Here is a 26478-nt window from a genome sequence, read left to right on the forward strand (position 1 = left end):
CACATTGCAGGGCATGTTGCGGCCGATGTGGCCGTTCAGATGTCAGCCTTGCGGGGGCCGCAATTCGTCCAGCGGCCAGCGCGGGCGCACGCCAAAACCATATTCCTTGCGCGCCGCATCGGGCTGCTCGCGCAGGCGCATGGCACCGGCAAAGGCGATCATTGCACCGTTGTCGGTGCAGAACTGCAACTCGGGATAGAACACCTCATAGCGGCGCTTGGCGGCCGCGGCATCAAGCGCAGCGCGCAACTGGGCATTGGCGCCCACGCCGCCGGCGATCACCAGGCGCTTCAGGTTGGTCTGCTTCAACGCGGTCATGCACTTTGCTACCAGTACATCGACGATGGCGTCCACGAAGCCGCGTGCAATGTTGGCCTTGTCCTGTTCGCAGATGTTGGCGCCGTTGCTGCCGTGCTGCTTGACCACGGTCAATACGGCGGTCTTCAGGCCCGAAAAGCTGAAGTCCAGATTTTTGGAATGTAGCATGGGGCGCGGCAGCTGATATGCGGCAGGGTCACCGAACTCGGCCAGGCGCGAGATCGCCGGACCACCTGGATAGCCCAGGCCCAGCAGCTTGGCCGACTTGTCGAAGGCCTCGCCGGCAGCGTCGTCCAGGGTCTCGCCCAGGAGCTCATAACGTCCCACGCCATCGACCCGCATCAATTGCGTATGCCCGCCAGAGACCAGCAGGGCGATGAAGGGAAAGCGCGGTGGCTTGCTGGCCAGCAGCGGCGAGAGCAGGTGGCCTTCCAGGTGATGGATGCCCAGCACCGGCTTGTCCAGCGCCAGACCCAGCCCGCAGGCCACCGAAGCACCGACCAGCAGCGCCCCGGCCAGTCCCGGTCCCTGGGTGTAGGCGATGGCGTCGATCTCCTGTGCTTGCACATGGGCGTCCTCCAGCGTCTGTCGCAGCAGCGGAATGGCGCGCCGGATGTGGTCGCGCGAGGCGAGTTCGGGGACGACACCGCCGTATTCCTGGTGCATGGCGATCTGCGAATGCAGGGCATGCGCCAGCAGGCCGCGCTCGGTGTCGTACAGAGCGAGGCCGGTTTCATCACAGGAGGATTCGACGCCGAGAACTAACATGGGGATGGACTCAATGAAGCGGCCGGCACCCGACGGGTGGGGTGCGCGGCAAAGGCGCTATTGTAATGGAAAGCCCGGCCGCCGGCCCTTCGGGCTGCGGCAGGCGCCGCTTTTGGTGTACCCTTCGGCCATGCAAAACGATGCCCACATTCCTGCTCCGGCTGCGGCCGTCGAGCCTGCCAGTGCTGTCCCGGTTGTTGCTGCGCCGGTTGGCGCGACCCCGTTCCTGGCCGCGCCCTTCATCAAGGAGATCGGTCGTGGCAAGGATGGTGCGCGCAGCCTCTCCCGAGATGATGCCCAGGCGATGTACCAGGCCATGCTCGAGGGCCGCGTCAGCGACCTGGAGCTGGGCGCGATCCTGCTGGCCATGCGCATCAAGGGCGAGTCGGTCCAGGAGATCGCCGGTTTCCTTGCCGCAGCCGAGGCTTCCTTCACGCCGCTGCACGCCCCCGCTGGCGATTACGCACCGGTGGTCCTGCCCAGCTACAACGGTTCGCGCAAGATGGCCAACCTCACTCCGCTGCTGTGCATGCTGCTGGTGCGCCGTGGCGTGCCGGTGCTGATGCACGGTGTGACTCGCGACCCGCAGCGCCTGACCAGCGCCGAGATATTCAGTGCACTGGGCATTGCCCACGCGGCCTCGGGCGCCCAGGCTGAAGCGCTGATGGCCGCCGGACAGCCGGCCTTCATCCCGATTGCCGCGCTGGCCCCGTCCATCGCGCGACTGCTGGAGATGCGCCGTATCCTGGGCGTGCGCAACTCCACGCATACCCTGGTGAAGATCATGCAACCGTTTGCGCAGCCGGCCTTGCGTCTGACGTCGTACACCCATCCCGAGTATCTGGAGATGCTGAGTGACTATTTTGGCAACGCTGCACCGCATGATCGCGGCGATGCTTTCCTGATGCGCGGTACCGAAGGCGAGACCGTGGCCAATGCGCGGCGCGCCCAGCGCATCGACTGGTTCAGCCATGGCACGCGTAGCGTGCTGGTGGAAAAGCAGAGTGTGGCCGAGGACGTGCCGGAGTTGCCCGAGGGGAGCGATGCACTGGCCACGGCGCGCTGGATCAGCGAAGTGCTCGATGGCCGTCGCCCTGTGCCGCAGGCCATCGCCGAGCAGGTCGATCACTGCGTCGACGTGGCGGCGCGGGTGCGCAAAAATATTTCCTGACATCGTCTGCGGCGTGGACGTTTCACCACAGCGGCTCCTGCAGGGCGGGAAGCTGACGGATTGACAGCCCGTCGACAAGATGCAAACGAAGTGCGGCCGGTCAGCAATGGTCAGGAAATTTCGGGAAGAAATGCCGGCGATGCGGCCATGAGGGAAGGCAGGAGAAGGTCCGGATGAAGATCCCTGGGGAGTCGGGATCGTGATTCGGAGGGACCTGGTAGAGCGCTGTGCTCAGTTGCGTGGACGGCGGCGGGTGACGGTCTTGGTGGCTGCCACGACCTTTTCCGGTGCGTGGGCGGCAATCTGGGCGAAGGCGAAGATCACTTCCTTGACGATCTTGCGCTGGGGCGCCGGCAGATTGATGAAGGCCTCGAAAGCTTCGCGCTCGCGGTAGCCGATGGCTTCTTCCCAGCGGGCGCGGCGCTTGTCGATGCGCTTGCCGATCTCTTCGCCGAAGCGCAGGTGCTGGGGCGTGACGATGAGCCATTCGGCCAGCGTCTCCAGCTTGTCCTGCTTGGGCATCGATTCGCCCAGCAACCAGCGTCGTACGCCGTGCAGGGTCATCGGCTTGCCCCAGTATCGCAGATTGAATTCCCGTTCCAGAACGGCGGGTTTGGGTTCGTATCCAGCTTTTTCCATCGCGGTGCGCAAGCGCTTTGCGAATTTTTGATTGGCGGTTTCCATGGTTTCGAAGGTACTTTGACGTAGCGCTTTCCGGGGTACGTTTGCATTTGGGGTGAGTTACGCAGCAAACGTGATTTATGCTCACTGGACGGGAAAGTCTCGCCATCGACCTGCGCGAGGTCCTCGCGGGAAGTCGGGGAAGCAGGTCGGGTGCGGCTTTGCGCCGAACGGGAAGCGGGCCATGCGCAGGTCTCCGATGCGATGCTGGGACAACCGTATCGTCGATCACGGCGCGATGGGCGCATGCAGATGTCAGGTCATCAGGTCACTTCAGGTACGTGCCTGGGCCTGTATTCCGGACGCTGTCACGAGGCATCGCACCCAAATTGCAGCCTGGTCGGCCATGCTGTACGCCGATGATCTACGGCGCCTATTGTCAGCCCAGATGCATCGCGCGTGAGCCGTGCAGCCGGATTTTTTCAGGGGATGTGTCCGCCGCGAGACAGCGCCTCGGAAACGCCGCTCATGTCGCAGCGCGGTACATCGGCACGGAAGCGCGTTAGAATAGCGCCTCACCGAAAAACAAATTCAATACGGTGGTGAATAACCAATTAACTTCCCATCAGGTGGGGATGGTAATCAGGTTGAAAATATGCTCCCTCCGATGGGGCGTGGCATGGGCCCGGTAGCCCCGGGCAGGCAGACAAGCAGCACGCTGGTTGAAACAAGACGAATAAAACAAAGAAGTCAGCAGCATCCCTGTGGTACGTTCTGGTTACGTAACTTTTTGAGATTTTCCGGTCGGCTCCCGTCGCCTTGCCGGCGCCATTGCTGTGCGCCTGAGGCAACACCAGGAGCCGCTCCGGAATGGAACGCGGCGACCCGTTGGCATGCAACGGTGGATCGACTGACGCTCCGCCGCCCGCCATGTGCTTTGCACCGGCGGCTGCAGTGGCGGGCGGAATGGCCGCGATACCGTGCAGGCGCCGATGCTTGCGGGCTCCCAGCGATCGCCCGCATGCAAGACGCGCAACCTAGCCCAGGTTCGACGATGTCAGGTTCCTTTCATTTCCTGCTGCTGGCCTTTGCCTTGCTGGTCGCCAGTCTTTCTGCCTATGCCGCGCTGGAGGTTTCCGAGCGCATCGTGCTGCAGGAGGCCCAGCACCGGCGGCTGTGGCTGTCGGTCGGCGCGGCCGTGTTTGGCATCGGTGTCTGGGGTGCCATGCTGCTGACGGTGGCCTCGCTGGAGATCAGCATCGCAATCAATTTCGATGCCCGGCTGGTGGTGCTGTCCTTGCTGCTGTGCATGGGCAGTGCCTTCTACCTGATGCACTTGACGGGGCTACGCCGTCCGCACGCGACCCGCCTGGTCATCGGCGGCCTGGCCATCGGTGCTGCCTTCAATGCGGCCTTCCATATCGCCCTCAAGGCCATGATGCTGCAGCCGCCGCTGCTGTATCACACGATCCTGCTGGTGGTGGCGCTGGTGGTGACCGAGGTGGTGGCGGTATTCATCGTGACCCTGTTTTCGGCCAGCAATGGCCGCAAGCCCATGACCGGTTCGCTCAATTCGCAGCAGACGCGACGGGTGCTGGCTGCGCTGCTGGTGGGGGCCGGACTGGTGTCCTCGGCCGCGGCCGGATTGCGCGCGGTGATGATCGGTCCGCAGGTGCAGAGCCAGGCGCTGGAGGGCATCACCCGCGAGCACCTGGTCAATGGTCTGGTGTTCCTGGCTTTCCTGGCCATGGCCATGGCGCTGGTGGTCAGCGGTGTGCAGCGCAACCAGGTCCTGAAGAAGATCGTCGGCCGCACCAACGACAAGTTGCTGCATTTCGCCACCCACGACGTATTGACCGGCCTGCCCAATCGCGCCTTGCTGGCCGACCGCATCCAGCATGCGGTGGAGGTGGCGCGGCGCAATGGCCGGCCCTTTGCGGTGCTGTTCATGGACCTGGATGGCTTCAAGGCCATCAACGATTCGCTCGGGCATGCGGTGGGTGATGGTCTGCTGGTGGCGGTGGCGCAGCGTATCCGTGCCTGCATCCGTGGCGAGGACATGGTGGCGCGCATTGGCGGCGACGAGTTCGTGGTGGTGATGAGCAACCTGTCCTCGCCCGAGGTGGTGGAGCAATTGTCGGAAAACATCCTGGCCGCACTGCGCCTGGATTTCCAGATCGAGGATGCGACCCTGCGCGTGACCTCCAGCATCGGCATCGCGGTCTATCCCAACAGCGGCGAATCGGCCGATGCCCTGATGAAGAATGCCGATGCCGCCATGTACGAAGCCAAGCAGAGCGGGCGCAATACCTATCGCTTCTTCGAACCGGCCATGCATGCCAGCGCGATGCGGCATCTGCAGGTACGCCAGGCCCTGCAGCAGGCGATCGAACAGCAGCAGTTCCGCCTGCATTTCCAGCCCAAGTATCGCGGTGCCAGCAAGGAGCTGACCGGGTTGGAGGCGCTGCTGCGCTGGTACCATCCGGAACTGGGCGAGATGGCGCCCTCGGAATTCATTCCCATCGCCGAGCGTTCGGGTCAGATCATCGCCATCGGTGACTGGGTGCTGCAGGCGGTGTGTTGCCAGATCGCCCGCTGGGACGGTGCGGGCATGAAGCCGGTCAAGGTGGCGTTGAACCTGTCGCCGCTGCAGATGCGCGCCGATCTGGTGGAGCGCATCATCGCCATGGTTGGCGCTGCCGGCATCGCACCGCAGAGGCTCATGTTCGAGATCACCGAGACCGCCGCCATGAAGGATGTGGAGCGCACCACACAAGTGGTGCGCGAACTGCAGTCGCTGGGTTTTGACATCGCCATCGATGATTTCGGTACCGGCTATTCCAGCCTGGCCTATCTGGCGCAGTTCCACTGCCGCCAGGTCAAGATCGATCGCTTCTTTACCTCACGCCTGGACCTGGAAGATCACTCCGGGCGCGCCATCGTGGCCGCCATCATCGCGTTGGCACATGCGCTGCAGATGGAAGTGGTGGCCGAAGGGGTGGAGACGGAAGGGCAATTGCGCGAGCTGCAGTTGCTGCATTGCGACCAGGTGCAGGGCTTCCTGCTGGGGCGTCCGGCGGAGGCACCCACGGTGCCGGGGCTGGTCAATGCCAGCAACGATGATCTGTTTGCCGGCGGCGCGTTCAGATCCTGAGTTCGCCACGGGCAGCGCGGCGCTGGATCACGCGCAGGTAGGCCAGCAGGCCGACCGCCACCAGGCCCAGGCTGAGGCTGTTGGCTGCCCAGAATCCGGCCGGTCCACGCAGCACGGCCGGGGTCCAGCCCAGCGGATCAAGGCCCAGCAGGTAGCCGCCGCCCAGGCCCACGCCCCACAGGGTCAGCGCATAGATCACGGTCGGCACCACGGCGACCTTGTAGGCGCGCAGTACGAAGGCGGTGGTCACCTGCATCGAGTCGAACAACTGGTAGAAGGCGATGTAGACGAACAGCGGCAACGCCGCGCCCACGATCACCGGATCGGGCGTATAGGCGCGCACGATGTGCTCGCGCAAAAACCAGACAATCACCCCGATCACCACCGACAGCGAGACCGCCAGGCGAATGCCGGCGCGTCCTATCTTCCTGGCTTCCTGCATGTTGCCACCCCCGATGGCCTGGGCCACCAGGGTGCTGGTGGCGCTGGCGATGGACAGCGGCAGCATGTAGAGCACGGTGCCGACGTTGCCGACGATCTGGTGACCGGCCACCGGCACTGCACCCAGGCGCGCGATGAAGACCGCCATCAGCGTGAAGGCGGTCACTTCGATGAAGTAGGACATGCCGATCGGAATGCCCAGGCGCAGCAGGGTGGCCTGCACCTTCCAGGACGGTGTGACGAAGCCGCTGCCAAAGAGTTTGAGCGGACGATAGAAGGGCAGTCGCGCCACCAGCAGCCAGGCCGCGATCATCATCAGCCAGGCGATCAGGGTGGTGGCGATGGCGCAGCCGGGGCCGCCGAAAGCGGGCAGACCCAGGCCGCCGAAGATCAGCAGGGCGTTCAGCGGCAGTTTCAGCAGCAGGCCGCTGAGCTGGATGGCCATGACCATCTTGGGTCGCGCCAGGGCGGTATTGAGCGCCGAATAGACGCGGAAGAACAGCGTCGCCGGCAGCGCCAGCGCCTCGATGCGCAGGTACAGGGTGGCTTTTTCCACCAGTTCCGGCGAGGCCTTGGCGAAGGCCAGGAACACCGGCGAGAACATCAGCACCAGTGCACCCACGATGGACAGCAATACGGCCAGCCACATGCCCTGCTTGACCTCGTTGCCGATCTCGCCCAGGCGCCCGGCGCCGAACAGTTGGCCGATGGTCGGTTGCAGGGCCTGCAGCACGCCGGACAGGCCCACGAAGACGCTTACGTAGATCGACACCCCCAGCGCCAGCGCACCCAGGTCCAGCGCCGAGAAGCGCGACACCATCACCGTATCGATCACGCCATTGGCGATCAATGCCAGCTGTCCGACCAGCAGTGGCCAGGCCAGCCGCGCAATGCGGCCGACATGGTGGCGGGAGGAGAGGGCGGGCAGTTCGGTCGTCACGCGCTGGCTAGGGGCAGGTATGCAAGGGGTGCGGTATCAGGCCGCTCTTACCGACCGTTGCGACGATACAGACGGAAGCGTTCGTCGCGGTCCGAAGGCCGGCGGCCTTCCCACACCATGCGCCAGGAGCCGGGATACTGGCGCAGCATGAGCGAGGCATCCTGGTTGCTGATGTCGTCCTGCAGCAGCAGGTAATCGCAGCTCTGGTCGCGTTCATCGGCGAAGCGCACGCTGCCGAAATAAGCGAAGGAGGCGCGCTGTGCCGGACCGACGTTGCTCTGCACGCACTGTTTCACGGAGGTCAGTTTCGATTCGATCTGCGCAGCCACGCCCGCATAGCTCTTGCCGTAGTTGACCCAGGGCAGCCACAGCGTCATCAGCAGCACCCAGCACAGGATCACCCCGCCCGAGGACAGCACGACGGCACGCCACAGTACCGAGGGACGACGCGAGATACGCCAGTGCACCACCACGATCCAGGCGACGGTGGCGGCAATGGCGATGGCCAGCGAAATCCAGGCGAAGCCGGGTTTGAACCCCGGTGCCAGCTTGTAGGCATTGCGTGCGATCTGCGCCGGCCAGCCGGTTTCCTTGGCGATCCAGCCGATCCAGATGAAGGCGGCGGAGGTGGTCAGCGTCATCACCGAGAACCAGTCCACGGCATTGATGGCGCCGCGCTTCATGGTCGGCAGCCCGAAGGCGGCCAGGATGGCCAGTGCCGGCAGCAGCGGCAGCAACATGCCTTCTTCGTGATGCACGTTCATCAGCACCAGCAGCGTGATGGGGATCAGGAAGGCCAGCGGCAGTGCGATGTGCAGCGAACCCAACTGGCGGCGCCAGGCATACAGTGCCCAGCCGGCAAAGGGCCAGGCCGGCCAGGCGAACCACACGCCATACTTGCCCAGGAAGGCCAGGGTCGCCAGGGTGGGGCGGTTCAACTGGTAGATGTTCCAGCTCATCCAGAGATCGAACTGGCCGGCAGCGTCATCGCCGATGAGCCGGCGTAGCGCCAGCACCCAGGCGGCGCTGATGAGCAGGGCCAGCGGCAGCGACACCAGCGCCGCCAGGCGCAGTGCGCGCGCATCCTTGCGTAACAGCGCCAGGATCAGCAGGGCGATCAGCACGCCGGCCGGCAGCAGCCAGCCATAGGTCAGCACCAGCATGCCCAGCGCCAGGCCCAGCCAGAAGGCGTGGCGCAGCTTGCCGGCGTCGAACACGCGGGCCGCGCCGTACATGGCGTAAGCCACCAGCGCGATCTGCAGGGTCTTGGGGCTGGTCTCGTGGCTATGCAACAGCAGGCCGAGGAAACCGAGATAGATCAGGAAGGCGCCATCGGCCAGCGTGCGGCCGAAGTCCTTGGGTTCGGGCTGGCCACCGAAGGCCAGTTTCAGCGGCTGGGCTTCGGAGCGACGGCCCAGCAGGTAGGTGGTGTACCAGATCGAGAGCGAACCGACCAGGAAGCAGCCGATGGTGGAAATGCGCGCCGCCAGCGGGTCGCCGAGCAGCCAGCCGAACAGCTTGATGCAGATGGCACCGAACCAGTAGGCCAGCGGGCTTTCTGCCGGTAGCGGCAGGCCCGCCACGTTGGGCGTGAGCCAGTCGCTGAGCACGCCATGCGCCATGGTCCACATGATGCCGAAGCTGGTGGCATCCTCGTTCTTCCAGGGATCACGGCCGATCAGGCCGGGCAGGATATACAGGAGGGCGAGCGCAAGCAGGGCCATGCGCGGAAGCGCATGGGTGGCTGCTGCTGGAAGACGGACGGGCTTCATCAAGATGTTGTTGCTCTTGTTCTGTACTGCGATGTTGGGGTGGGCGCCGGCCTTGGCAGTGCGCTCGCCGTTGCATTGGACGGCGGATATTTTTTGCAGGCCCTATTGTGCAGGAAATCACAGTAAATAGTTGTTTCTGACTGCTACATCCTGGTGCGTGGCGCTGCGGGCGTGTGGCGAACAACTCACCCGTTGCAGTGGGCCGGCACCACGGCCATGCAAAACAAAAAAGGCAGCCGGAGCTGCCTTTTTTGAGGGAAGTGCTGATTACGCCTTCGAGACAGCAGTCTTCGAACCGACGGAACCGAACTTCTGGCGGAACTTCTCGACGCGGCCAGCGGTGTCGACGATCTTGTGCTTGCCGGTGTAGAACGGGTGCGATTCGGAGGAAACTTCGATCTTCACCAGGGGATATTGCTTGCCTTCGAACTCAGCGGTTTCGCGAGTGCCGATGGTGGAGCGGGTAACGAACTTGAAGTCGTTCGACATGTCGTGGAACAGGACTTCGCGGTAATCCGGGTGGATGCCTTCTTTCATGATTGCCTCAAGAGTAGTTTGGTAGCCAATCGCCACTTCGTCGGTCGCCCTGCTTCTTGACCCGATTGATGATCACTTGCCGGTTTGGAAAAGTCCGAAATTATACAATCAAATCAGGGGCTTGGGTCAAGGTATGCGTAGCCCTGGCGGGTCCCGGCGTGGTTTTTCGGGATCATTGGCGAGGATGCTGTTGCTCGCGGCACAATGAAAAACGGCATGTCTGCGAACAGGCATGCCGTTTCAGCGGGTATTGCAGCGATGCGCTTAGTTGCCGCGACGCATCATGTCGAAGAACTCGGCGTTGTTCTTGGTGGACTTCATCTTGTCGAGGATGAATTCCATCGCCTCGATTTCATCCATGTCGTACATCAGCTTGCGCAGTACCCAGATCTTTTGCAGCTGGTCGGGCTTGATCAGCAGTTCTTCACGGCGGGTGCCGGACTTGGAGAGGTTGATGGCCGGGTAGACGCGCTTTTCTGCCAGGCGGCGCTCCAGGTGGACTTCCATGTTGCCGGTACCCTTGAATTCTTCAAAGATCACGTCATCCATGCGCGAGCCGGTTTCGATCAGGGCGGTAGCGATGATGGTCAGCGAGCCGCCTTCCTCGACGTTACGCGCGGCGCCGAAGAAGCGCTTCGGGCGTTGCAGGGCGTTGGCGTCGACACCGCCGGTCAGCACCTTGCCGGAGGCCGGGATCACGGTGTTGTAGGCGCGTGCCAGACGGGTGATCGAGTCCAGCAGGATGACCACATCCTTCTTCATTTCGACCAGGCGCTTGGCCTTTTCCAGCACCATCTCGGCGACCTGCACGTGGCGCGTGGCCGGTTCGTCGAAGGTGGAGGCGACCACTTCGCCGCGCACCGAGCGCTGCATTTCGGTCACTTCTTCCGGACGTTCGTCGATCAGCAGCACGATCATCACGGTGTCCGGATGATTGGTGGTGATGGCGTGGGCAATGTGTTGCAGCATCACCGACTTGCCCGACTTGGGCGAGGCCACCAGCAGGCCGCGCTGGCCACGACCGACCGGGGCGATCAGGTCGATGATACGGCCGGTGATGTTTTCCTCGCCGCGCATGTCGCGCTCAAGCTGCAGGAGCTTGTTGGGGTGCAGCGGCGTGAGGTTTTCGAACAGGATGCGGTGCTTGGAGGCTTCCGGCGGTTCGCCGTTGACCTTGTCGACCTTGACCAGGGCGAAATAGCGCTCGCCATCCTTGGGCGTGCGCACTTCACCTTCGATTGAGTCGCCGGTATGCAGGTTGAAGCGGCGGATCTGCGAAGGCGAGATATAGATGTCGTCGGTGGACGCCATGTAGCTGGCGTCGGGCGAGCGCAGGAAGCCAAAGCCGTCAGGCAGCACTTCCAGGGCGCCGTCGCCAAAAATCTGTTCTCCTGATTTTGCGCGCTTCTTCAGGATGGCAAACATCAACTCCTGTTTGCGCAGGCGCGCAGCGTTCTCGATGTCCAGGCTGATTGCCATTTCCAGCAAGGCAGAGACGTGCATCGCTTTTAGTTCTGATAAGTGCATATGAGTGTCCCGGGACGGGATAAATAAAGGTGGGGGAGGGAATTGCGTGGTGTGAGTCTGGGGTCAAGCCCGGCCTGTCGGGCGGACGGCAGCGCGAGCGCGCCGCCGTCGGATATTACATCAGATGTTGCTGTCGATGAACGAAACCAGTTGGCCCTTGGCCAGTGCGCCGACCTTCTGGGCTGCAGCTGCACCGTTCTTGAACAGGATCAGGGTGGGGATGCCGCGGATGCCGAACTTGGCCGGGATGGCCTGGTTGGAATCCACATCCAGCTTGGCGATCTGCAGCTTGCCGTCGTATTCCTTGGCGACTTCTTCCAGGATCGGGGCGATAGCCTTGCAGGGACCGCACCATTCGGCCCAGAAATCAACCAGCACGGGCTTGTCGGACTTCAGCACGTCGGCTTCGAAGGAGGCGTCGGTAATATGTTTGATATGTTCGCTCATGGCATTTCCTCGGTATGAGGGAGGTCTAGTAAGTAGTCAATTAGCGCCGGTGGACACATACCATCATGCCTGGCGTGAGCCATCAACGCTTCCGGAGTTGCTTGGTCTACGTGGAGTCGTTGCGCGCCGATTCAAGTTGTATTTGAAGCGCGGCAGGGGTAAGCGGCGGGGTACAGGAACAATCATAACCCATTTTGAGGGAATGTGTAGGCGCAGGAGCCTGGCCTTGTTGTGTCTCGTCCTCACGCTGGTCACAGGCTGGCCGTCGAGTACCGACGCGGCTTTGCAGGCGATCAGGCAGCAAAAAATGCGGGAGCGGCAGCACCTGCTGGCATACAATGCGCAGCAGTCCAGGGCATGCCACGATTGAAAATACCTCTTGGTTCGAGAGAAAAATACAATCGCTGCCAGCCCTGGGAGGCGCCTCCTGTTGAGCCGACCTGGCCTGACCTGGCGCCCTTGTCCTTCCAATCGCCATGATCCCATCTCGAGAACGCATGCTGTCAGCCACCGTCCCGATCGCTCCCACTCCCGACTTCTGGCAACAGGCCGTGCGCCTGCTGCTGCGCGAGGGCCAGCCACTGGGCCAGGCCTTGGGCATCGAGACGCAGGCCGCTGCGCCACTGGATTTCTCGGATGTGCAACTGATGGTGCCGGCGTTTTCCCATGCGCAGAACTTCAAGGCCGCGCTGGCACGTGAACTGCGCCGGCCCTTTATCGCGCCGCGCATCAATACCCTCGCGGGCTTGCTGGCCATGCAGGTCCCGGGCGAGAGCGTACCGCCGTCCGAGAGTGAACGCCTCATGCAGCTCTACGCCCAGTTGCGTGAGCACGGCTGGCTGAAGAAGATGTTTTCCGCGCGCCGCAATGCCGATCTCTTGCCGTTGGCCCATACCCTGCTGGCGCTGTCGGACGAGCTGACGCTGGCGCTGCTGCCCGAGATTCGCGCCAGCGCCGAGGGCGAGCAGGCTGCCGTCGGCCGCTGGGCGCAGGCCCTGGCCCAACTGCTGGAGCCGCTGGCACCGTCGGCGCATGGCATGTTGTCTGACGAGGCCGCGCTGGTGTGGCAGGTCTGGAAGACCCAGCTGGATGCCAATGACCGCATCGTGCAGCGTTTCGATGCCATGCTGGCCCTCGCCGAACGTGCCAGCCTGCCCTTGGTGTGGGTCAGTCCGACCGCACCGGAGCCGCTGGATGCGGCCTTCCTGAACACCTATGCCAAGCGCCAGCCGGTACGCATCGTGACCCTGGACTGGAGTCGCCAGGCCATCGCGCCATTGCATCCGGTTTATCTGTCGGCATGGGACGAACTGGTGGCCGACGATGAGGGTGTCCCACCACCCTTCCCGGAGCCTGCCGCCGCGCCGGCCGATGGGCCCGCGCTGCCGCTCCCCCTACCGCTGCTATGCCCGGCGCCGGACCTGGAGAGCGCGGCCGTGCAGAGTGCACAGATCGTGCTGCGCTGGCTGGAGCAGGGCAAGGGCGAGATCGCCATCGTCGCCCAGGATCGGGTCACTGCGCGTCGCCTGCGGGCACTGCTGGAACGCGCCGAAGTGGCCGTGGCCGACGAGACCGGCTGGAAGCTTTCGACCACCCGCGCCGCTGCCGCGCTGGCAGCCTGGAACGATCTGGTATCGGCCCGTGGCGAGACCAATGCCTTGCTGGACTTGCTGAAGTCGCCCTTCGTCTTTCCTGATGACCCCAGTCGCGCCGATCAGGTCATGCGCATCGAAGCCCGCCTGCGTCGCGCCAACATCGCCGGCGACTGGCAGGCCCTGCAATCGGCCTTCGCGCAGGCGGAGGATGGCGCCGACCTCGCATGCATCACCTTGCTGGCGCGCCAGGCTGCCCGTTTCGGCGGTCGCAAGACCCTGGCGCAATGGTGTGACACACAGCGCGCCCTGTGCCAGGCCCTGGGTATGGAGAGCGCGCTACGCGACGATGGCGCGGGCGAACAATGCCTCTTGATGTTGGACGATATCGCCGCCGGGCAAGGCGGCCTGGAAGACAGTTTCTCCTTTGCCGAATGGCGCGCTCTGCTGAACCTGCGCCTGGATGCGACCTCGTACATGCCGCCCATCAAGGACCGGCGGGTGGTGATGCTGCCGCTCAACGGCGCCCGCCTGCGGCGTTTCGATGCGGTGCTGGTGATCGGTGCCGATGCCGCGCACCTGCCATCGCCGCCGCAGGAAACGCTGTTCTTTTCCAATGCCGTGCGGCGCGAGCTGAGCCTGGTCACGCGCGCCGAGCGCCAGCGCCAGCAACTGCGCGACCTGACCGAATTGCTATGTGTGAATCCCGAAGTCGTGCTGTGCTGGCAGACCCACCAGGACGGCGAACCCAATCCGGTCAGCCCCTGGATACAGCGCCTGGAACTGAAGCTGGCGCAGCAGGGCATGGCGCCGTTGCGCAGGGTGCATTGGCAGGCACCGCTGCGCAAGCTGCAGGCGCAGCGCTCCTCCATGCCGGCCCCGAGCGCGCCGGAGCTGTTGCCGTCCACCCTGTCGGCCAGCGGCTTCGGCAGTTTCCTGGCTTGCCCCTATCAGTTCTTCGCGGCGCGCATGTTGCGCGTGGCGGTGATGGACGAGCTCTCCGACCTGCCCGAAAAACGCGACTACGGCAGCTGGCTGCACGAGATCCTGCATCGCTACCATGCCCACCTGCGCGAGCACGCCACGCCACTGGTGGCGCGCCCCGGTCTGCTGGCCGGCATCTCGGAAGAGGTGTTCCAGCGCGAGATGCAGCGTCACCCGGCAGCACTGGCCTTCCACGCGCGCTGGCAGAAGGTGATGCCGGCCTACCTGCTCTGGGCCAATGAACGCGAGGCCGATGGCTGGCAGTTCGTCTTCGGCGAGCAGTCGCAGTCGCAAGCGCTGTCCTGGCAGGATGGCGGCATCGAACTGTATGGTCGCCTGGATCGGGTGGATCAGAATGCGCAGGGCGAGCGCGCCCTGCTGGACTACAAGACCCGCAGCGTCGCCAGCCTCCGGCAGAAGGTCAAGGAAGAGGACGATCATCAACTGGCCTTCTATGGCCTGCTGGCCGGCGGCGCGATAGAGCACGCCCATTACGTGGCCCTTGAACTGGGTGCCGACAAGAAGACCGGCGACGCCGCCGCGCCCGATTTCCTACGCAAGCAAGAGATGCTCAAGCAACAGATCACCACCACCCTGCAGCAAGTGGCGCAGGGTGCGCCGCTACCGGCCAATGGCATCGAATCGGTGTGCCAGTACTGTGACATGCGCGGCCTGTGCCGCAAGGGAGCCTGGCTGTGAGCGCCGGCGAAATGAGCAAGCCCGTACCGGCGGCCTACGAGATCGACGGCAGTGCCGTCGAGGCCGCCCAGTTCACCCGCGCCGCCTGCGATCCGCGTCACTCGGTGGTGGTGGAGGCCTGCGCCGGCAGCGGCAAGACCTGGCTGCTGGTGGCGCGCATGCTGCGGTTGTTGCTCTCCGGCGCCCAGGCGCCTGAACTGCTGGCCATCACCTTCACCCGCAAGGCCGCGCAGGAAATGCGCGAACGCCTGATGGAACTGTTGCATGAACTGGCGCTGGCCGATGAGGCCGGGACCACTGCGCTGCTGCGCGAACGCGGCGTGGCCGAGGTCGATCTGCCGCGGTTGCTGCCGGTGGCGCGCGGCCTGTATGAGCGCATCCTGTCGTCCGAACAGAGCCTGTCCATCGACACCTTCCATAGCTGGTTTGCGCGCCTGTTGCAGATCGCACCGCTGGCCTCGGGCGTGCCGCATGGCTATACCCTGACCGAGAAGAATGGTGAGCTGCTGGACGAAGCCTATCGCCGCTTCATGCAGAAGCTGCGCAACCCCGAGGGCGAGCGCATCAAGGCTGCGCTGCTGGAGCTGTATGAGCTGGCGGGCGATTTCAATGCCCGTCAGTTGCTGGATGCCTTCATCGACAAGCGCGCCGAATGGTGGGCCGCGACCCAGCACGATGGCGACGACAGTGAAGAGATCGACGTGCCGACCCCGCTGCTGTGGCTGCAAGCCCTGTGCGGCGAGGATGCGCTGCGCGATGCGCGACTGTCATTGTGGGATGAATCTGCCCTGGTGGAACGCGCCAGTCGCATCGCCATCCTGCTGGGGCAGGGCGGCGCCGCCAACAAGACCCGGGCCGTGGCCATCGAATCGGCGCTGACGGCCGGCCCGGCGCTGGCGCACTTCGACGCGCTGTACAGCCAGTTCTTCGACGACAAGGAAAAGCCGCGCAAGAACGGCAAGGTGAAATCCCTGCTGGCGGCACTGGTGCAGCATTTTCAGGTGGGCGAGGATGCCGCGCTGGAGGCCTTCGACAGCGAATTCAACGCGGTCGGCGGCGCGTTGCGCACGCTGCAGGGACGCAGCAAGGAAAAGCAGGTGCTGCAGCTCAACCGCGCCCTCTTCCGCGCCGGCCCTGCCTATCTGGACAGCTATCAGGAAGTGAAATCGGAACAGCGCGTGCTGGACTTTGCCGACCTCGAATGGCAAGCCTATCGCCTGCTCAACGACGAGGCCAGTGCCGCCTACCTGCAGACCCGGCTGGATGCCCGCTACAAGCACATCCTGCTGGACGAATTCCAGGACACCAACCCGCTGCAATGGAGCATCGTGCGCTCCTGGCTGCGCGCCTATGGCGGCGATGCGGCGCAACCGAGCGTGTTCGTGGTGGGGGACCCCAAGCAATCGATCTATCGCTTCCGGCGCGCCGAGCCCCGGGTGTTCGTGGCGGCGCGTGACCTGCTGCGCGCGCAGGGCGCGGCCGTGCTGCGCGCCAACCAGACGCGACGCAATGCCAGCGCCGTGGTCGAGGTGCTCAATCGCTCATTCGTGCGCGGCGGCAACCCGCTGTTCGCCCAGCAGACCACGCTGGGCCTTGATGGGGGCGAGGTATGGCGCTTGCCGTTGGTCCGGCAAGAGGAGGGTGCGGAAAACGTCAACGAGGAAGAAGCCGCTGCAAGCGACCAGATGCCGGTGATCGCCTGGCGCAATCCGCTGACCACCGCCCGCGGCGAGGAGGACGATGCCCGTCGCCTGCTGGAGGGACAGGCGCTGGCGCGGGCGCTGCTCAAGGCCAGCCGCGAGGTGCCAGTGGTGGACGGCAAGTCGACCCGCCCCATGCGCTGGAGCGACATCATGCTGCTGGTGCGCAAGCGCAGCCACCTGACGGCGTACGAAAGCGCCCTGCGCGCAGCCGGCATTCCCTTCATCTCGGACAAGCGCGGCGGTCTGCTGGAGTCCCTGGAGATCGCCGACCTGATCGCGCTGCTGACCTTCCTCATCACGCCCAACGATACGCGAGCGCTGGCGCACGTTCTCAAGAGTCCCATCATCGGTGCGGCCGACGATGATCTGGTGCAGATCGCGCGTCGTGCTGCACAGGCCGATGGTGGCCACTGGTGGCAGCATATGCTGGGCATGCAGCAGGAAGGCGTGGCCTCGGCCGCGCTGGTGCGGGCGGCGGGCATGCTGCACCGCTGGCTGCAGGCGGCGCCGCACCTGCCGGTGCACGATCTGCTGGACATGATCCTGCACCAGGGCGACCTGGTCGCGCGCTATGCCCAGTACGCTTCGCCGCTGACACGCAGCCAGACCCTGGGCAATATCGCCGCCTTCGTGGAACTGTCGCTGAACATGGATGCCGGGCGTTATCCCAGCCTGCCCAAGTTCATCGACGCGTTGCGCGTACTGCAGCGCAGTGCTGGTGGCGATGCGCCTGACGAAGCCAGCGTGGATGCCAGTGCCGATGCCGTGCGCATCCTCACCGTACACAGCGCCAAGGGGCTGGAGGCGCCGGTGGTGGCGATCCTGGATGCCAACCACAGCGAATCGGTGGAAGACAATCTGGGCGTCCTCTGCGAATGGCCGCAGGACCAGGACGCGCCGACGCATTTCTCCGCCTTCGGCCGTCGCAGCGAGCGCGGCGCGGCCCGTCAGCGCCTGTTCGACGAGGAAGATGCCTTGCGTCAGCAGGAAGACTGGAACCTGCTCTACGTCGCCGTCACCCGCGCCAAGCAATTGCTGCTGGTGTCAGGCGTGGCCGGCACCCGTGGCGCAGGGGAGGGCGGTGTGGTGGCCGGCAGCTGGTACGAGCGCCTGTTCGCCAGCGATGCCCCGGTGCGTGAGATCAGCGAGGAGGCCGTGCAGGGTGCGCAGGCGGCAGCGCTGGAAGAACGCTTCGAGCTGGCGCTGTTCGAACCGCGACCGGTTCCGCTGACGCTGTTCGGTGCCGGCTCCGGCGAGGCTGAGACGCCCGCTGTCGTGGCCGAGGACGGCACCCTGGTGGCCAGTGAAGCCATCGACGAAGGCGTGGCCCTGCATGCGCTGCTGGAACGCCTGACCCATGCCCAGGCCTGGCCCCTGGTGCTGCCGGCGCCACCGGTGCTGGTGCGCTGGCTCGGTGTATCGGCGGAGATGGCGCAGGTGGTGCATGCGCAGGCGCGCCAGGTGCTGGCGCAGCCACTACTGGAGCGTTTCTTCAATCCGGCCCTGCACCGCTGGGCGCGCAACGAGATGGAGATCGTTTCCACCAGCGGCGTAATGCGTCTGGACCGGGTGGTGATGTTCGAGGATGAAGTCTGGGTCCTTGACTACAAGCGGCGCCTGCTCGAGAGCGAACGCGCCGATTACGCCGCGCAACTGGCGCGCTATCGCAGCGCCCTCGTGTCGGTCTTTTCTGACATGCGAATCAGGTCTGCGCTGATTACCGCAGACGGTACGCTGGTGGAGCATTGAGGCTCCCCCAACTACCGTCATCACCTCCATGCGCTTCGGATAAGTTCCAGAAATTCAATAAACATCAAATCAGGAAGTTTAAATTTTCCGTTGTAAGATAAAAAAGATCATCGCAAAGAGCAAGAGTGATATCTTCGGTGCTCCGTGATTGTTGACGACGATTTTTTTGTTAGTAAATTCTCGTTGCTCGATCCGGATCCGATGGCGCCGGGTAGTCTCGCATCAACCAAGCGGACCCTGCTATCCACGCTCATGCGATCCACGCATGGTCCTCGTCCGGTCCCCCACCTGGCGCGGTTCCAAAAAACCTAATCGTTACACAGGAGGAGATATGGAGTGGGCTCTTCCGTCTTTCACCCTCGCACAGACGCTGCAATGGAATGCCTTGCTGGTATTCGGCGGACTGCTGCTGTTCGGGCTGATCGCGGGCTACGTAGTTTCCAAGTCCCCATGGGTGCCACGCATCACGGGTTATCTGCTGGTCGGTTTCCTGCTCGGTGCGGGCGGCTTCAACCTGCTTTCGGGCGAAGTGCTCAAGGTCACCAACATCTTTGCCGACATCGCCGTGGCACTGGTGGTGTATCAGCTGGGTCGCTATGTCGACATCGGCTGGCTGCGTCGCGAGAAGTGGCTGATGATCACCGTGGCCGTGTCGGCGGTGCTGTGCTTCGGCTTCGTCAGCATCGCGCTGACCTGGTTCGGTACCGATTCGGTGATGGCGCTGCTGGGCGGCGTGATGGCCATCGCTACCGCGCCGGCGGTGGTGCTGGTGGTATTGCGCGACCTCAAGGCCGAAGGCCAGGTCACGCGCCGCCTCGCCGCCATGACGGCCTTGAACAACTTCGTCGCCGTGCTGGCCGCCTATGCGCTCTTGCCGGTGATCGCACACGAGGCCGGCACGCCGGTGGCCACGCTGATCCAGCACACCCTGTATTCGCTGGTGGGCTCGGCTGTCCTGGCCTACCTGACCTATTGGCTGATGATGCCGCTGGCACGCCTGCTGGGTCGCGAGAACAGCTCGCAGTTCGTGCTGGTGATCTCGGTGATCGCGCTGGCCATCGGCGTGGCGCATGCGCTGCACCTGCCGGTGATGCTGACCATGCTGATCTTCGCCATCCTCTCCAAGAACCTGGATCGCCAGTTCGATCTGATGGAGCTGGAATTCGGCGTTGCCAATGAGCTGTTCGTGGTGATGCTCTTCGTCACCGTGGGGGCCTCGATGAAGCTGTCGGACCTGGGCCTGCTGGGCTTCTCGGTGCTGATCCTGATCGCCGCCCGCTTCCTGGCGATGGGGCTGGGCATCTTCCTGTTCGCCCGCTTTGCACGCATGAACTGGCGCCAGGCCGGGCTGCTCACGCTGGGTACCCTGCCCATGACCGAGGTCGGCGTGGGCCTGATGCAGACGGTGTCCTCGCTGTACCCGCACACCACGGCCAATGTGCTGCCGCTGCTGGCGGGCAGCATGGTGGTCCTGGAATTCCTGGGGCCGGTGGCGACACAGTTTGCCCTGATCAAATCTGGAGAGAGTGGACGCGAATGAATACCGAGACACTGATCCGCAATGAACAAGACGCCGCTGCCGGCCAGGCCCATGTGGCCGGTCCGCAGAGCAGCGCCGGCATCCTGCCGTTCGGTTCCTCCACGCCCTTTACCATGGGCATCGAGCTGGAACTGCAACTGGTCAACCGCCGCAACTACAACCTGGCCAGCGACGCGGTCGATCTGCTGAACTGGATCGAGCCGCGCGACCTGCAAAAGCAGATCAAGCTGGAAATGACGCAGGGCATGATCGAGCTCAATTCGGGTATCCATACCCGTGTGGATGAACTGATCGAGGAGTTGAAGGGCTTGCGCGCCGCCTTGAACAAGGGGGCGCAATATCTCAACATCGACGTCTCCGGCGGTGGTGCGCATCCCTTCCAGCACTGGAATGAACAGCGCATCACGCCCAGCGAGCGTTTCCATTACCTGCACGAGAAATACGGCTACCTGGCCAAGACCTTCACGGTGTTCGGCCAGCACATCCACATCGGGGTGGAGAATGGCGACGATGCGCTGTACCTCACGCACGGCTTCTCGCGTTACGTGCCGCATTTCATCGCGCTCTCGGCGGCTTCGCCGTTCTACCAGGGTGCCGATACCAAGTTCGATTCCTCGCGCAGCAATGTGGTACGCGCTTTCCCGTTGTCGGGTACGGCCCCGGTCCACACCCGCTGGGCCGAGTTCGAGACCTACTACGATGAATTGCACCAGATGGGCATCATCGCCAGCATGAAGGACTTCTACTGGGACATCCGTCCCAAGCCGGAATACGGCACCGTGGAAATCCGCGTCTGCGATACGCCCCTGACCATCGAGCATGCGGCGCACCTGGGTGCCTATGCCCAACTGCTGGCACGCTGGATCCTGACCGAACGGCCGTTCGTGGTGGGCGACGATTTCTACCTGCTGTACCAGTTCAACCGTTTCGAGGCCAGCCGATTTGGCCTGAACGGCCAACTGGCACTGCACGGCGCCACACCGTCGCAATCGCGCAAGCTGCCCATCTTTGAACACCTGCTGCAGCAATTGCAATTGCTGGAGCCCTACGTGGCCAACGAGGCCGAGCATCAGACCATCGTGCGCCTGCGCCGCATCGCGCATGACCGGCTCTCGGACGCCAACTGGCTGCGCCAGATGTTCGCCCAGCGCGGCTCGCTCAATGACATGATGCGGCTGTCTTCGGAGTTGTGGATGGGCGTCGAGCCGCCGCCGTATTTCCAATAACCGGTGTACATGAATTCCGCAGCAAGGAGCTGATGTTGAGGTGTCTGTCCTCCCGGGTGATTGCAGAGCACGCGGGAGGGCGGCAAGAAGGCCGGAGGCCGGTATCGCAAGATGCCGGCCTCTTGTCTTTGTGGTCATTGCGTTGTGGTCGTTGTATTGCGGGCCTTGTGCGGAAGGGGCTGGATCGCCGACAATCACGGCTTTTGAAGCGACCTCGGGCTGCACCGAGATGCGTGCCGGAGCCAGCATGAGCAACCATTCCCCCAAGCATTTTGATGTCGCCGTCATCGGCGCCGGCGCGGCCGGCATGATGTGCGCCGCCGTGGCCGGCCAGCGTGGCCGGCGCGTGGTCCTGATCGACCATGCCGGCAAGCTGGCCGAGAAGATCCGCATCTCCGGGGGCGGGCGCTGCAATTTCACCAATGTGGGCGCCGGACCGCAGCATTATCTTTCGCAGAATCCCCATTTCTGCCGCAGCGCCTTGTCGCGCTACACCCCGCAGGACTTCATCGGGCTGGTCAAGCGCCACCGCATCGGCTTTCACGAAAAGCACAAGGGCCAACTGTTCTGCGACGATTCGGCCGAAGACATCATCGCCATGCTCAAGGCCGAGTGCGAGACCGGCAACGTCAGCTGGCGCATGCCCTGCACGGTGCATGAGGTCGGCAAGAGCGGCGAGCTGTTCCGCATCGCCACCAGCGCCGGCGAGATCCAGGCGGCGAGCCTGGTGATTGCCACCGGTGGACTCTCCATTCCCAAGATTGGCGCCACCGATTTCGCCTATCGCATTGCCCGCCAGTTCGATCTCAAGCTGATCGAGCCGCGCCCCGGGCTGGTGCCGCTGACCTTCGATGGCAAGGGCTGGCAATCGCTGGTGGAACTGGCCGGTATCGCCCTGGAGGTGGAAGTGGAGACCGGCGTGAAGAAGGAGCGTGGTTATTTCCTGGAGGACCTGTTGTTTACCCATCGCGGTCTTTCCGGTCCGGCCATCCTGCAGATTTCCAGCTTCTGGAAGCCAGGCGCGCCGCTGACGCTGAACCTGTTGCCGCAACTGGACGTGGCCGAGACCCTGATCGAAGGCAAGGGGGCGCTCAAGAAGAACCTGGGCAACCTGCTCGCGCAATGGCTGCCCAACCGCCTGGCCGAGGGTTGGCTCCAGATCCATGGCTTCGATGCCGGCGCGCGCATTGCCGACATGCCCGACAAGGCGCTCAAGAAGCTGGGTGACTCACTCAACCGCTGGGTGATTGTCCCCAGCGGCTCGGAGGGCTATCGCAAGGCCGAGGTCACGCTGGGCGGGGTCGATACCCGGGAGTTGTCGCAACAGACCATGATGGCCAGCAAGGTACCGGGCCTGCATTTCATCGGCGAAGCCACTGATGTCACTGGCTGGCTGGGCGGCTACAACTTCCAGTGGGCCTGGGCCTCGGGAGTGGCGGCCGGGTCCGCGGTATGAGCGAGGAAGCAAAGGGGAGAGCAGGTTCGGGTGGAATTTTCGCCCCCCGGCCTTGACTTCAGGTGAAGCATCATCTTGACTGTGATAAGTGTCTGATTCTTATCCGTTTTTTACGGGGAGGGTGGAAAAAATGCCACGTTTGGCCTTCCAATCGGGTGCCAGTACTGCTACAATCGCTTTCTTTGCTAATCCAACCTAACCTTTTTGGTTTGAATTTACATGACCACTATTCGCGTTAAAGAGAACGAGCCGTTCGAAGTTGCAATGCGTCGCTTCAAGCGCACCATCGAGAAGACCGGTCTGCTGACCGAACTGCGCGCACGCGAGTTCTACGAAAAGCCGACTGCTGAGCGCAAGCGCAAGCTGGCTGCTGCCGTGAAGCGTCATTACAAGCGCATCCGTAGCCAACAGCTGCCGAAGAAGCTGTACTAAGAATTTTCTGCCGCGCCTTCGTGCGGCCGATGTGTAAACCCGCTCCGGTGTTGGTCCGCAGCGGGTTTTCGCATTTTTTCTCATTTATTCTCTGGTTTGCCGTCTGAGTCTGCCTGTCCTGGATTTTCTTCTTCGAAACCCCAGATATGAAGCAAAGGCAGCGATTCGGGCTGGCGATAAGCCCATCCATGTTCTACGATCCTATGACAGGCCGTCGCAGTTGCCGCCTGGAACACTGGATGCGGGATGGCGCCAGATTGCAGAATACTCATCCACCTCATCTTCGGAGTACCCCATGGGTTTGAAAGAGCAGATCACGGAAGACATGAAGGCCGCCATGCGCGCCAAGGAAATGGGCAAGCTGGGCACCATCCGCCTCTTGACCGCCGCGATGAAGCAGAAGGAAGTCGATGAACGCGTCGAACTGACCGACGCCCACGTGCTGGCCATCATCGACAAGATGGTCAAGCAGCGCAAGGATTCCATTTCCCAGTTCGAAGCCGGTGGTCGCCAGGACCTGGCCGACATCGAAAAGGCCGAGTTGGCGGTGCTGGCCACCTACATGCCGGCCAGCCTGTCGGATGAGGAGATCAAGGCCGAGGTGCAGGCCGCCGTGGCTGCCACCGGTGCTGCCGGTCCGCAGGACATGGGCAAGGTCATGGGCGTGCTCAAGCCCAAGCTGGCCGGTCGCGCCGACATGACGGCGGTGTCCGCGCTGGTCAAGGCCGCGCTGGCTGCCTGATCGCACTGCCGGTCTTTTTGCCACTCGCCCCGTAAACTCGTCCCGTCGCCCAGGTGATTCCACAGTCGTTCATCCAGGACCTGCTCAACCGCGTCGACATCGTCGACGTGGTGGGACGTTACGTGCAACTGAAGAAGGGGGGCGCCAACTTCATGGGCCTGTGCCCGTTCCACAACGAGAAGTCGCCCAGCTTCACCGTCAGCCCGACCAAGCAGTTCTATCACTGCTTCGGCTGTGGCGCGCACGGTACCGCGATCAGTTTCCTGATCGAATATTCCGGCATGGGCTTTGTGGAAGCGGTCAAGGATCTGGCCCAGAACGTGGGCATGGTGGTGCCCGAGCGCGAAGACAGCATTCCCCTGGCCCAGCGCCAGGAAAAGCAGGCCAAGAGCATGGCCTTGTCGGATGTGATGACGCGCGCCAATGATTTTTATCGGCACCAGTTGCGCGGCGCCCAGCCAGCCATTGACTACCTCAAGGGGCGGGGTCTGACCGGCGAGATCGCTGCCCGCTTCGGCCTGGGCTATTCGCCGGACGAGTGGGACAGCCTGCGCCAGGTCTTCCCCGACTACGAGAACGAGGCCCTGGTCGAATCAGGGTTGGTCATCGACAAGAGTGAAGAGGGTGGGGCGCATCGCAAGCGTTACGACCGCTTCCGTGGTCGCGTCATGTTCCCCATCCGCAATACCAAGGGCCAGGTGATCGGCTTTGGCGGCCGCGTGATGGATGGCGGCGAACCGAAGTACCTGAATTCGCCCGAAACCCCGCTGTTCCAGAAGGGCAGCGAACTGTACGGCCTGTTCGAGGCACGCCAGGCGATCCGCGAAGCCGGTTATGCACTGGTCACCGAAGGCTACATGGATGTGGTGGCGCTGGCCCAGTTGGGTTTCCCGCAGGCCGTGGCCACGCTGGGGACCGCCTGCACGCCCATCCACGTGCAAAAGCTGGTGCGCCAGACCGACCAGGTGATCTTCAGCTTCGACGGCGACAATGCCGGCCGCCGTGCCGCGCGCCGTGCGCTGGAAGCCTGTCTGCCGCATGCCTCGGACAACAAGATCATCAAGTTCCTGTTCCTGCCCAAGGAGCATGATCCCGACAGCTACGTGCGCGAGATGGGCGCACCGGCCTTCGAGGAACAGATCCGCGAAGCGCTGCCGCTGTCGCAGTTCCTGCTGCGGGAAATCATCGGCGAGAACGACCTGCGCACCCCGGAGGGCCGTGCCCACGCCCAGTTTGCGGCCAAGCCCATGCTGCAGGCGCTGCCGGCCTCGTCCTTGCGCTTGCAGATCGTACGCAGCGTTGCCCAGGCCACGCAGTCAACCCCGGCCGAGCTGGAAGCATTGTTTGAACTGGAAAAGCCGGTTGCCCGCGTACGCGCTGCGCCACCGCGCAGCAAGCGCACTGCGCCGGTGGGCCTGGAGCGCCAGATCATGCGTTTGCTGGTGGCCCATCCGCAGCTGTCGGCCGATCTCGATGCCGGTGCGCTGGAAGCCATCGCCCGCATCGCCCCGGACCAGGCCGAGATGCTCGGTCACCTGGTCGGCGTTGCTCAGGGCATGGGCGAGCAGGCCAATTTCGCTGCCCTGGTCGAGCATTTGCGCGAGGGTGGCCCCGAGTTCGATTCGATGATCGCGGAAATCGCGGCCGAATCGGAATCCGAATTCGACGTGGTGCGGGCCGAGATGGCCGGCGCCATCCGCCAGGCCAGGATCCGCGCCCTCGACGAGGAGATGCAGATGCTGGTGACCTCCAACCTGCGCACCGAGGAAGAGCGCAACCGCTACCGTGAGCTGATGCAGCGTAAGGAATGGCTCAAGCGTCAGACCGGCGGTGCCGCCGTGGCAGGATGAGGATAGGCAGCCGTTGCCGGCAAAGGCGACGCGCTTGAAACAGGAGGATGGACATCGATGACCCTGGTCAACGATGGAAGGTAGGCAGGAGCTGACAGGGCAAGTAGTTGGAAAACACGGTAAAGCCATGCAAATTGCCGTGATTTGCCCGCCGGATGGCCGGTGAACAGCCGAATATCGCGGCTTGATCCCGGAGAAAAGAGCCCCATCTGTGCTATACTATAGGGCTTTAGTTCCGCCGGATGGCTCTTGCATCCCCACCCTGCGGCACCATGCCTTCGCCCGGCGCATCGGGATGAAGGCCGGCAGACAGCGGTATCGACTGCCGGATCGGGAGTGGCAAGACTGCCTGCCCTCCAGGATCGATGGCCCGCCGGTAAAAAGGAACGTTGCGCGTGCAGCCGGAGTCTACCGGGAAACCGGTACCGGAGTTGCATCATTAGCATGACTTGATTGGCGCAATGAGTGAATTCTCAATTGGCAGTTGATTCTATGGCAAATGCAATGAAGAAACCCGCGAAAACTCCAGCAGTGTCGGCAAAGAGCAGCAAGCCGGCAACGGCGGTAAAACCGACCGCCGTTGCCAAGCCTACCAAGGCGGTGGCCGCCAAATCGCCAGTCAAGGGGACTGCGACGGCAGCCAGCACCGTAAAACCCACGGCAAAGACTGCAGCAGCAGCGACGCCGAAAAAGACGGCAGTCAAGACAACTGCCGCCAAGCCGGCCCGCGCCGCAGCCCCCAAGGGTACTGCAACGCCAGCCAACAAGTTACCTCAAGCCGCCGAACAAGCGGTTTCTGTGAAAGCGAC

At 63.5% G+C, this 26478-nt stretch carries 19 protein-coding genes; 10 read left to right on the forward strand and 9 right to left on the reverse strand.

Going from position 1 to position 26478, the window contains the following annotated elements; all coding sequences use genetic code 11:
* Positions 1-42: 42 nt before the first annotated feature.
* Positions 43-1086: a tRNA (adenosine(37)-N6)-threonylcarbamoyltransferase complex transferase subunit TsaD gene (gene tsaD / locus I5R65_RS07465; protein ID WP_180665899.1), complete on the reverse strand. Its 1044-nt coding sequence runs from the start codon at positions 1084-1086 to the stop codon at positions 43-45.
* Between the two features lie 130 nt (positions 1087-1216).
* Here tsaD and ybiB point away from each other — a divergent pair, with 130 nt between their 5' ends.
* Positions 1217-2257, forward strand: coding sequence for a DNA-binding protein YbiB (ybiB, locus tag I5R65_RS07470; RefSeq protein WP_180665901.1), 1041 nt, complete (start codon positions 1217-1219; stop codon positions 2255-2257).
* A gap of 231 nt (positions 2258-2488) precedes the next feature.
* On the opposite strand, the gene I5R65_RS07475 is transcribed toward ybiB, so the two are convergent.
* Positions 2489-2941: an XRE family transcriptional regulator gene (locus tag I5R65_RS07475; protein ID WP_180665902.1), complete on the reverse strand. Its 453-nt coding sequence runs from the start codon at positions 2939-2941 to the stop codon at positions 2489-2491.
* A gap of 991 nt (positions 2942-3932) precedes the next feature.
* Between I5R65_RS07475 and I5R65_RS07480 the strand changes: the two genes are divergently transcribed.
* Positions 3933-6032 (forward strand): bifunctional diguanylate cyclase/phosphodiesterase, encoded by a 2100-nt coding sequence (locus I5R65_RS07480; protein ID WP_180665904.1) that lies wholly within the window; start codon positions 3933-3935, stop codon positions 6030-6032.
* Here I5R65_RS07480 and I5R65_RS07485 read toward each other — a convergent pair.
* The 5 genes from I5R65_RS07485 to trxA form a co-directional block, all read right to left on the reverse strand.
* Positions 6022-7413, reverse strand: coding sequence for an MATE family efflux transporter (locus tag I5R65_RS07485; RefSeq protein ID WP_180665906.1), 1392 nt, complete (start codon positions 7411-7413; stop codon positions 6022-6024). The two genes, I5R65_RS07480 and I5R65_RS07485, sit on opposite strands and share 11 nt — an antisense overlap.
* 47 nt (positions 7414-7460) lie before the next feature.
* Positions 7461-9185, reverse strand: coding sequence for a glycosyltransferase family 39 protein (locus tag I5R65_RS07490; protein WP_180666308.1), 1725 nt, complete (start codon positions 9183-9185; stop codon positions 7461-7463).
* A 267-nt stretch (positions 9186-9452) separates the two neighbouring features.
* The gene (locus I5R65_RS07495; RefSeq protein ID WP_017451417.1) at positions 9453-9722 is read right to left on the reverse strand and encodes a type B 50S ribosomal protein L31; all 270 of its coding nucleotides are present in this window, start codon (positions 9720-9722) and stop codon (positions 9453-9455) included.
* Between the two features lie 264 nt (positions 9723-9986).
* A complete protein-coding gene (gene rho / locus I5R65_RS07500; RefSeq protein WP_180665908.1) occupies positions 9987-11249 on the reverse strand; it encodes a transcription termination factor Rho in 1263 nt (420 codons plus the stop codon).
* A 120-nt stretch (positions 11250-11369) separates the two neighbouring features.
* Positions 11370-11696 (reverse strand): thioredoxin TrxA, encoded by a 327-nt coding sequence (gene trxA / locus I5R65_RS07505; protein ID WP_006462943.1) that lies wholly within the window; start codon positions 11694-11696, stop codon positions 11370-11372.
* A 497-nt stretch (positions 11697-12193) separates the two neighbouring features.
* On the opposite strand from trxA, the gene I5R65_RS07510 reads away from it, so the two are divergent.
* From I5R65_RS07510 to rpsU, 6 genes are all read left to right on the forward strand, one after another.
* Positions 12194-14971 carry a PD-(D/E)XK nuclease family protein gene (locus I5R65_RS07510; protein ID WP_180665910.1) on the forward strand — a complete coding sequence of 926 codons (2778 nt, stop codon included), beginning with the start codon at positions 12194-12196 and terminating at the stop codon, positions 14969-14971.
* An 11-nt stretch (positions 14972-14982) separates the two neighbouring features.
* Entirely contained in the window at positions 14983-18423 is a 3441-nt protein-coding gene (locus tag I5R65_RS07515; RefSeq protein ID WP_180665912.1) for an exodeoxyribonuclease V subunit beta, read from the forward strand.
* 331 nt (positions 18424-18754) lie between these two features.
* Positions 18755-19963: a cation:proton antiporter gene (locus I5R65_RS07520; protein WP_006462946.1), complete on the forward strand. Its 1209-nt coding sequence runs from the start codon at positions 18755-18757 to the stop codon at positions 19961-19963.
* Positions 19960-21189, forward strand: coding sequence for a YbdK family carboxylate-amine ligase (locus I5R65_RS07525; RefSeq protein ID WP_180665914.1), 1230 nt, complete (start codon positions 19960-19962; stop codon positions 21187-21189). The genes I5R65_RS07520 and I5R65_RS07525 overlap by 4 nt, the downstream gene beginning before the upstream one ends.
* Before the next feature lie 247 nt (positions 21190-21436).
* On the forward strand, positions 21437-22645 hold the full coding sequence (locus tag I5R65_RS07530; RefSeq protein WP_180665916.1) for an NAD(P)/FAD-dependent oxidoreductase: 1209 nt from the start codon (positions 21437-21439) through the stop codon (positions 22643-22645).
* A gap of 219 nt (positions 22646-22864) precedes the next feature.
* Positions 22865-23077, forward strand: coding sequence for a 30S ribosomal protein S21 (gene rpsU, locus I5R65_RS07535; RefSeq protein ID WP_006462949.1), 213 nt, complete (start codon positions 22865-22867; stop codon positions 23075-23077).
* Positions 23078-23157: 80 nt separating this feature from the next.
* On the opposite strand, the gene I5R65_RS07540 is transcribed toward rpsU, so the two are convergent.
* Positions 23158-23349: a hypothetical protein gene (locus tag I5R65_RS07540; RefSeq protein ID WP_180665918.1), complete on the reverse strand. Its 192-nt coding sequence runs from the start codon at positions 23347-23349 to the stop codon at positions 23158-23160.
* A gap of 23 nt (positions 23350-23372) precedes the next feature.
* Between I5R65_RS07540 and I5R65_RS07545 the strand changes: the two genes are divergently transcribed.
* On the forward strand, positions 23373-23819 hold the full coding sequence (locus I5R65_RS07545; RefSeq protein ID WP_180665920.1) for a GatB/YqeY domain-containing protein: 447 nt from the start codon (positions 23373-23375) through the stop codon (positions 23817-23819).
* 53 nt (positions 23820-23872) lie between these two features.
* On the forward strand, positions 23873-25669 hold the full coding sequence (gene dnaG, locus I5R65_RS07550; protein ID WP_180665922.1) for a DNA primase: 1797 nt from the start codon (positions 23873-23875) through the stop codon (positions 25667-25669).
* 473 nt (positions 25670-26142) lie between these two features.
* On the opposite strand, the gene I5R65_RS24470 is transcribed toward dnaG, so the two are convergent.
* Positions 26143-26373 carry a hypothetical protein gene (locus I5R65_RS24470; protein WP_370460909.1) on the reverse strand — a complete coding sequence of 77 codons (231 nt, stop codon included), beginning with the start codon at positions 26371-26373 and terminating at the stop codon, positions 26143-26145.
* Between the last annotated feature and the right edge of the window lie 105 nt (positions 26374-26478).

The sequence above is a fragment of the Herbaspirillum sp. AP02 genome (assembly GCF_015767275.1).
Classification (GTDB): domain Bacteria; phylum Pseudomonadota; class Gammaproteobacteria; order Burkholderiales; family Burkholderiaceae_D; genus Herbaspirillum.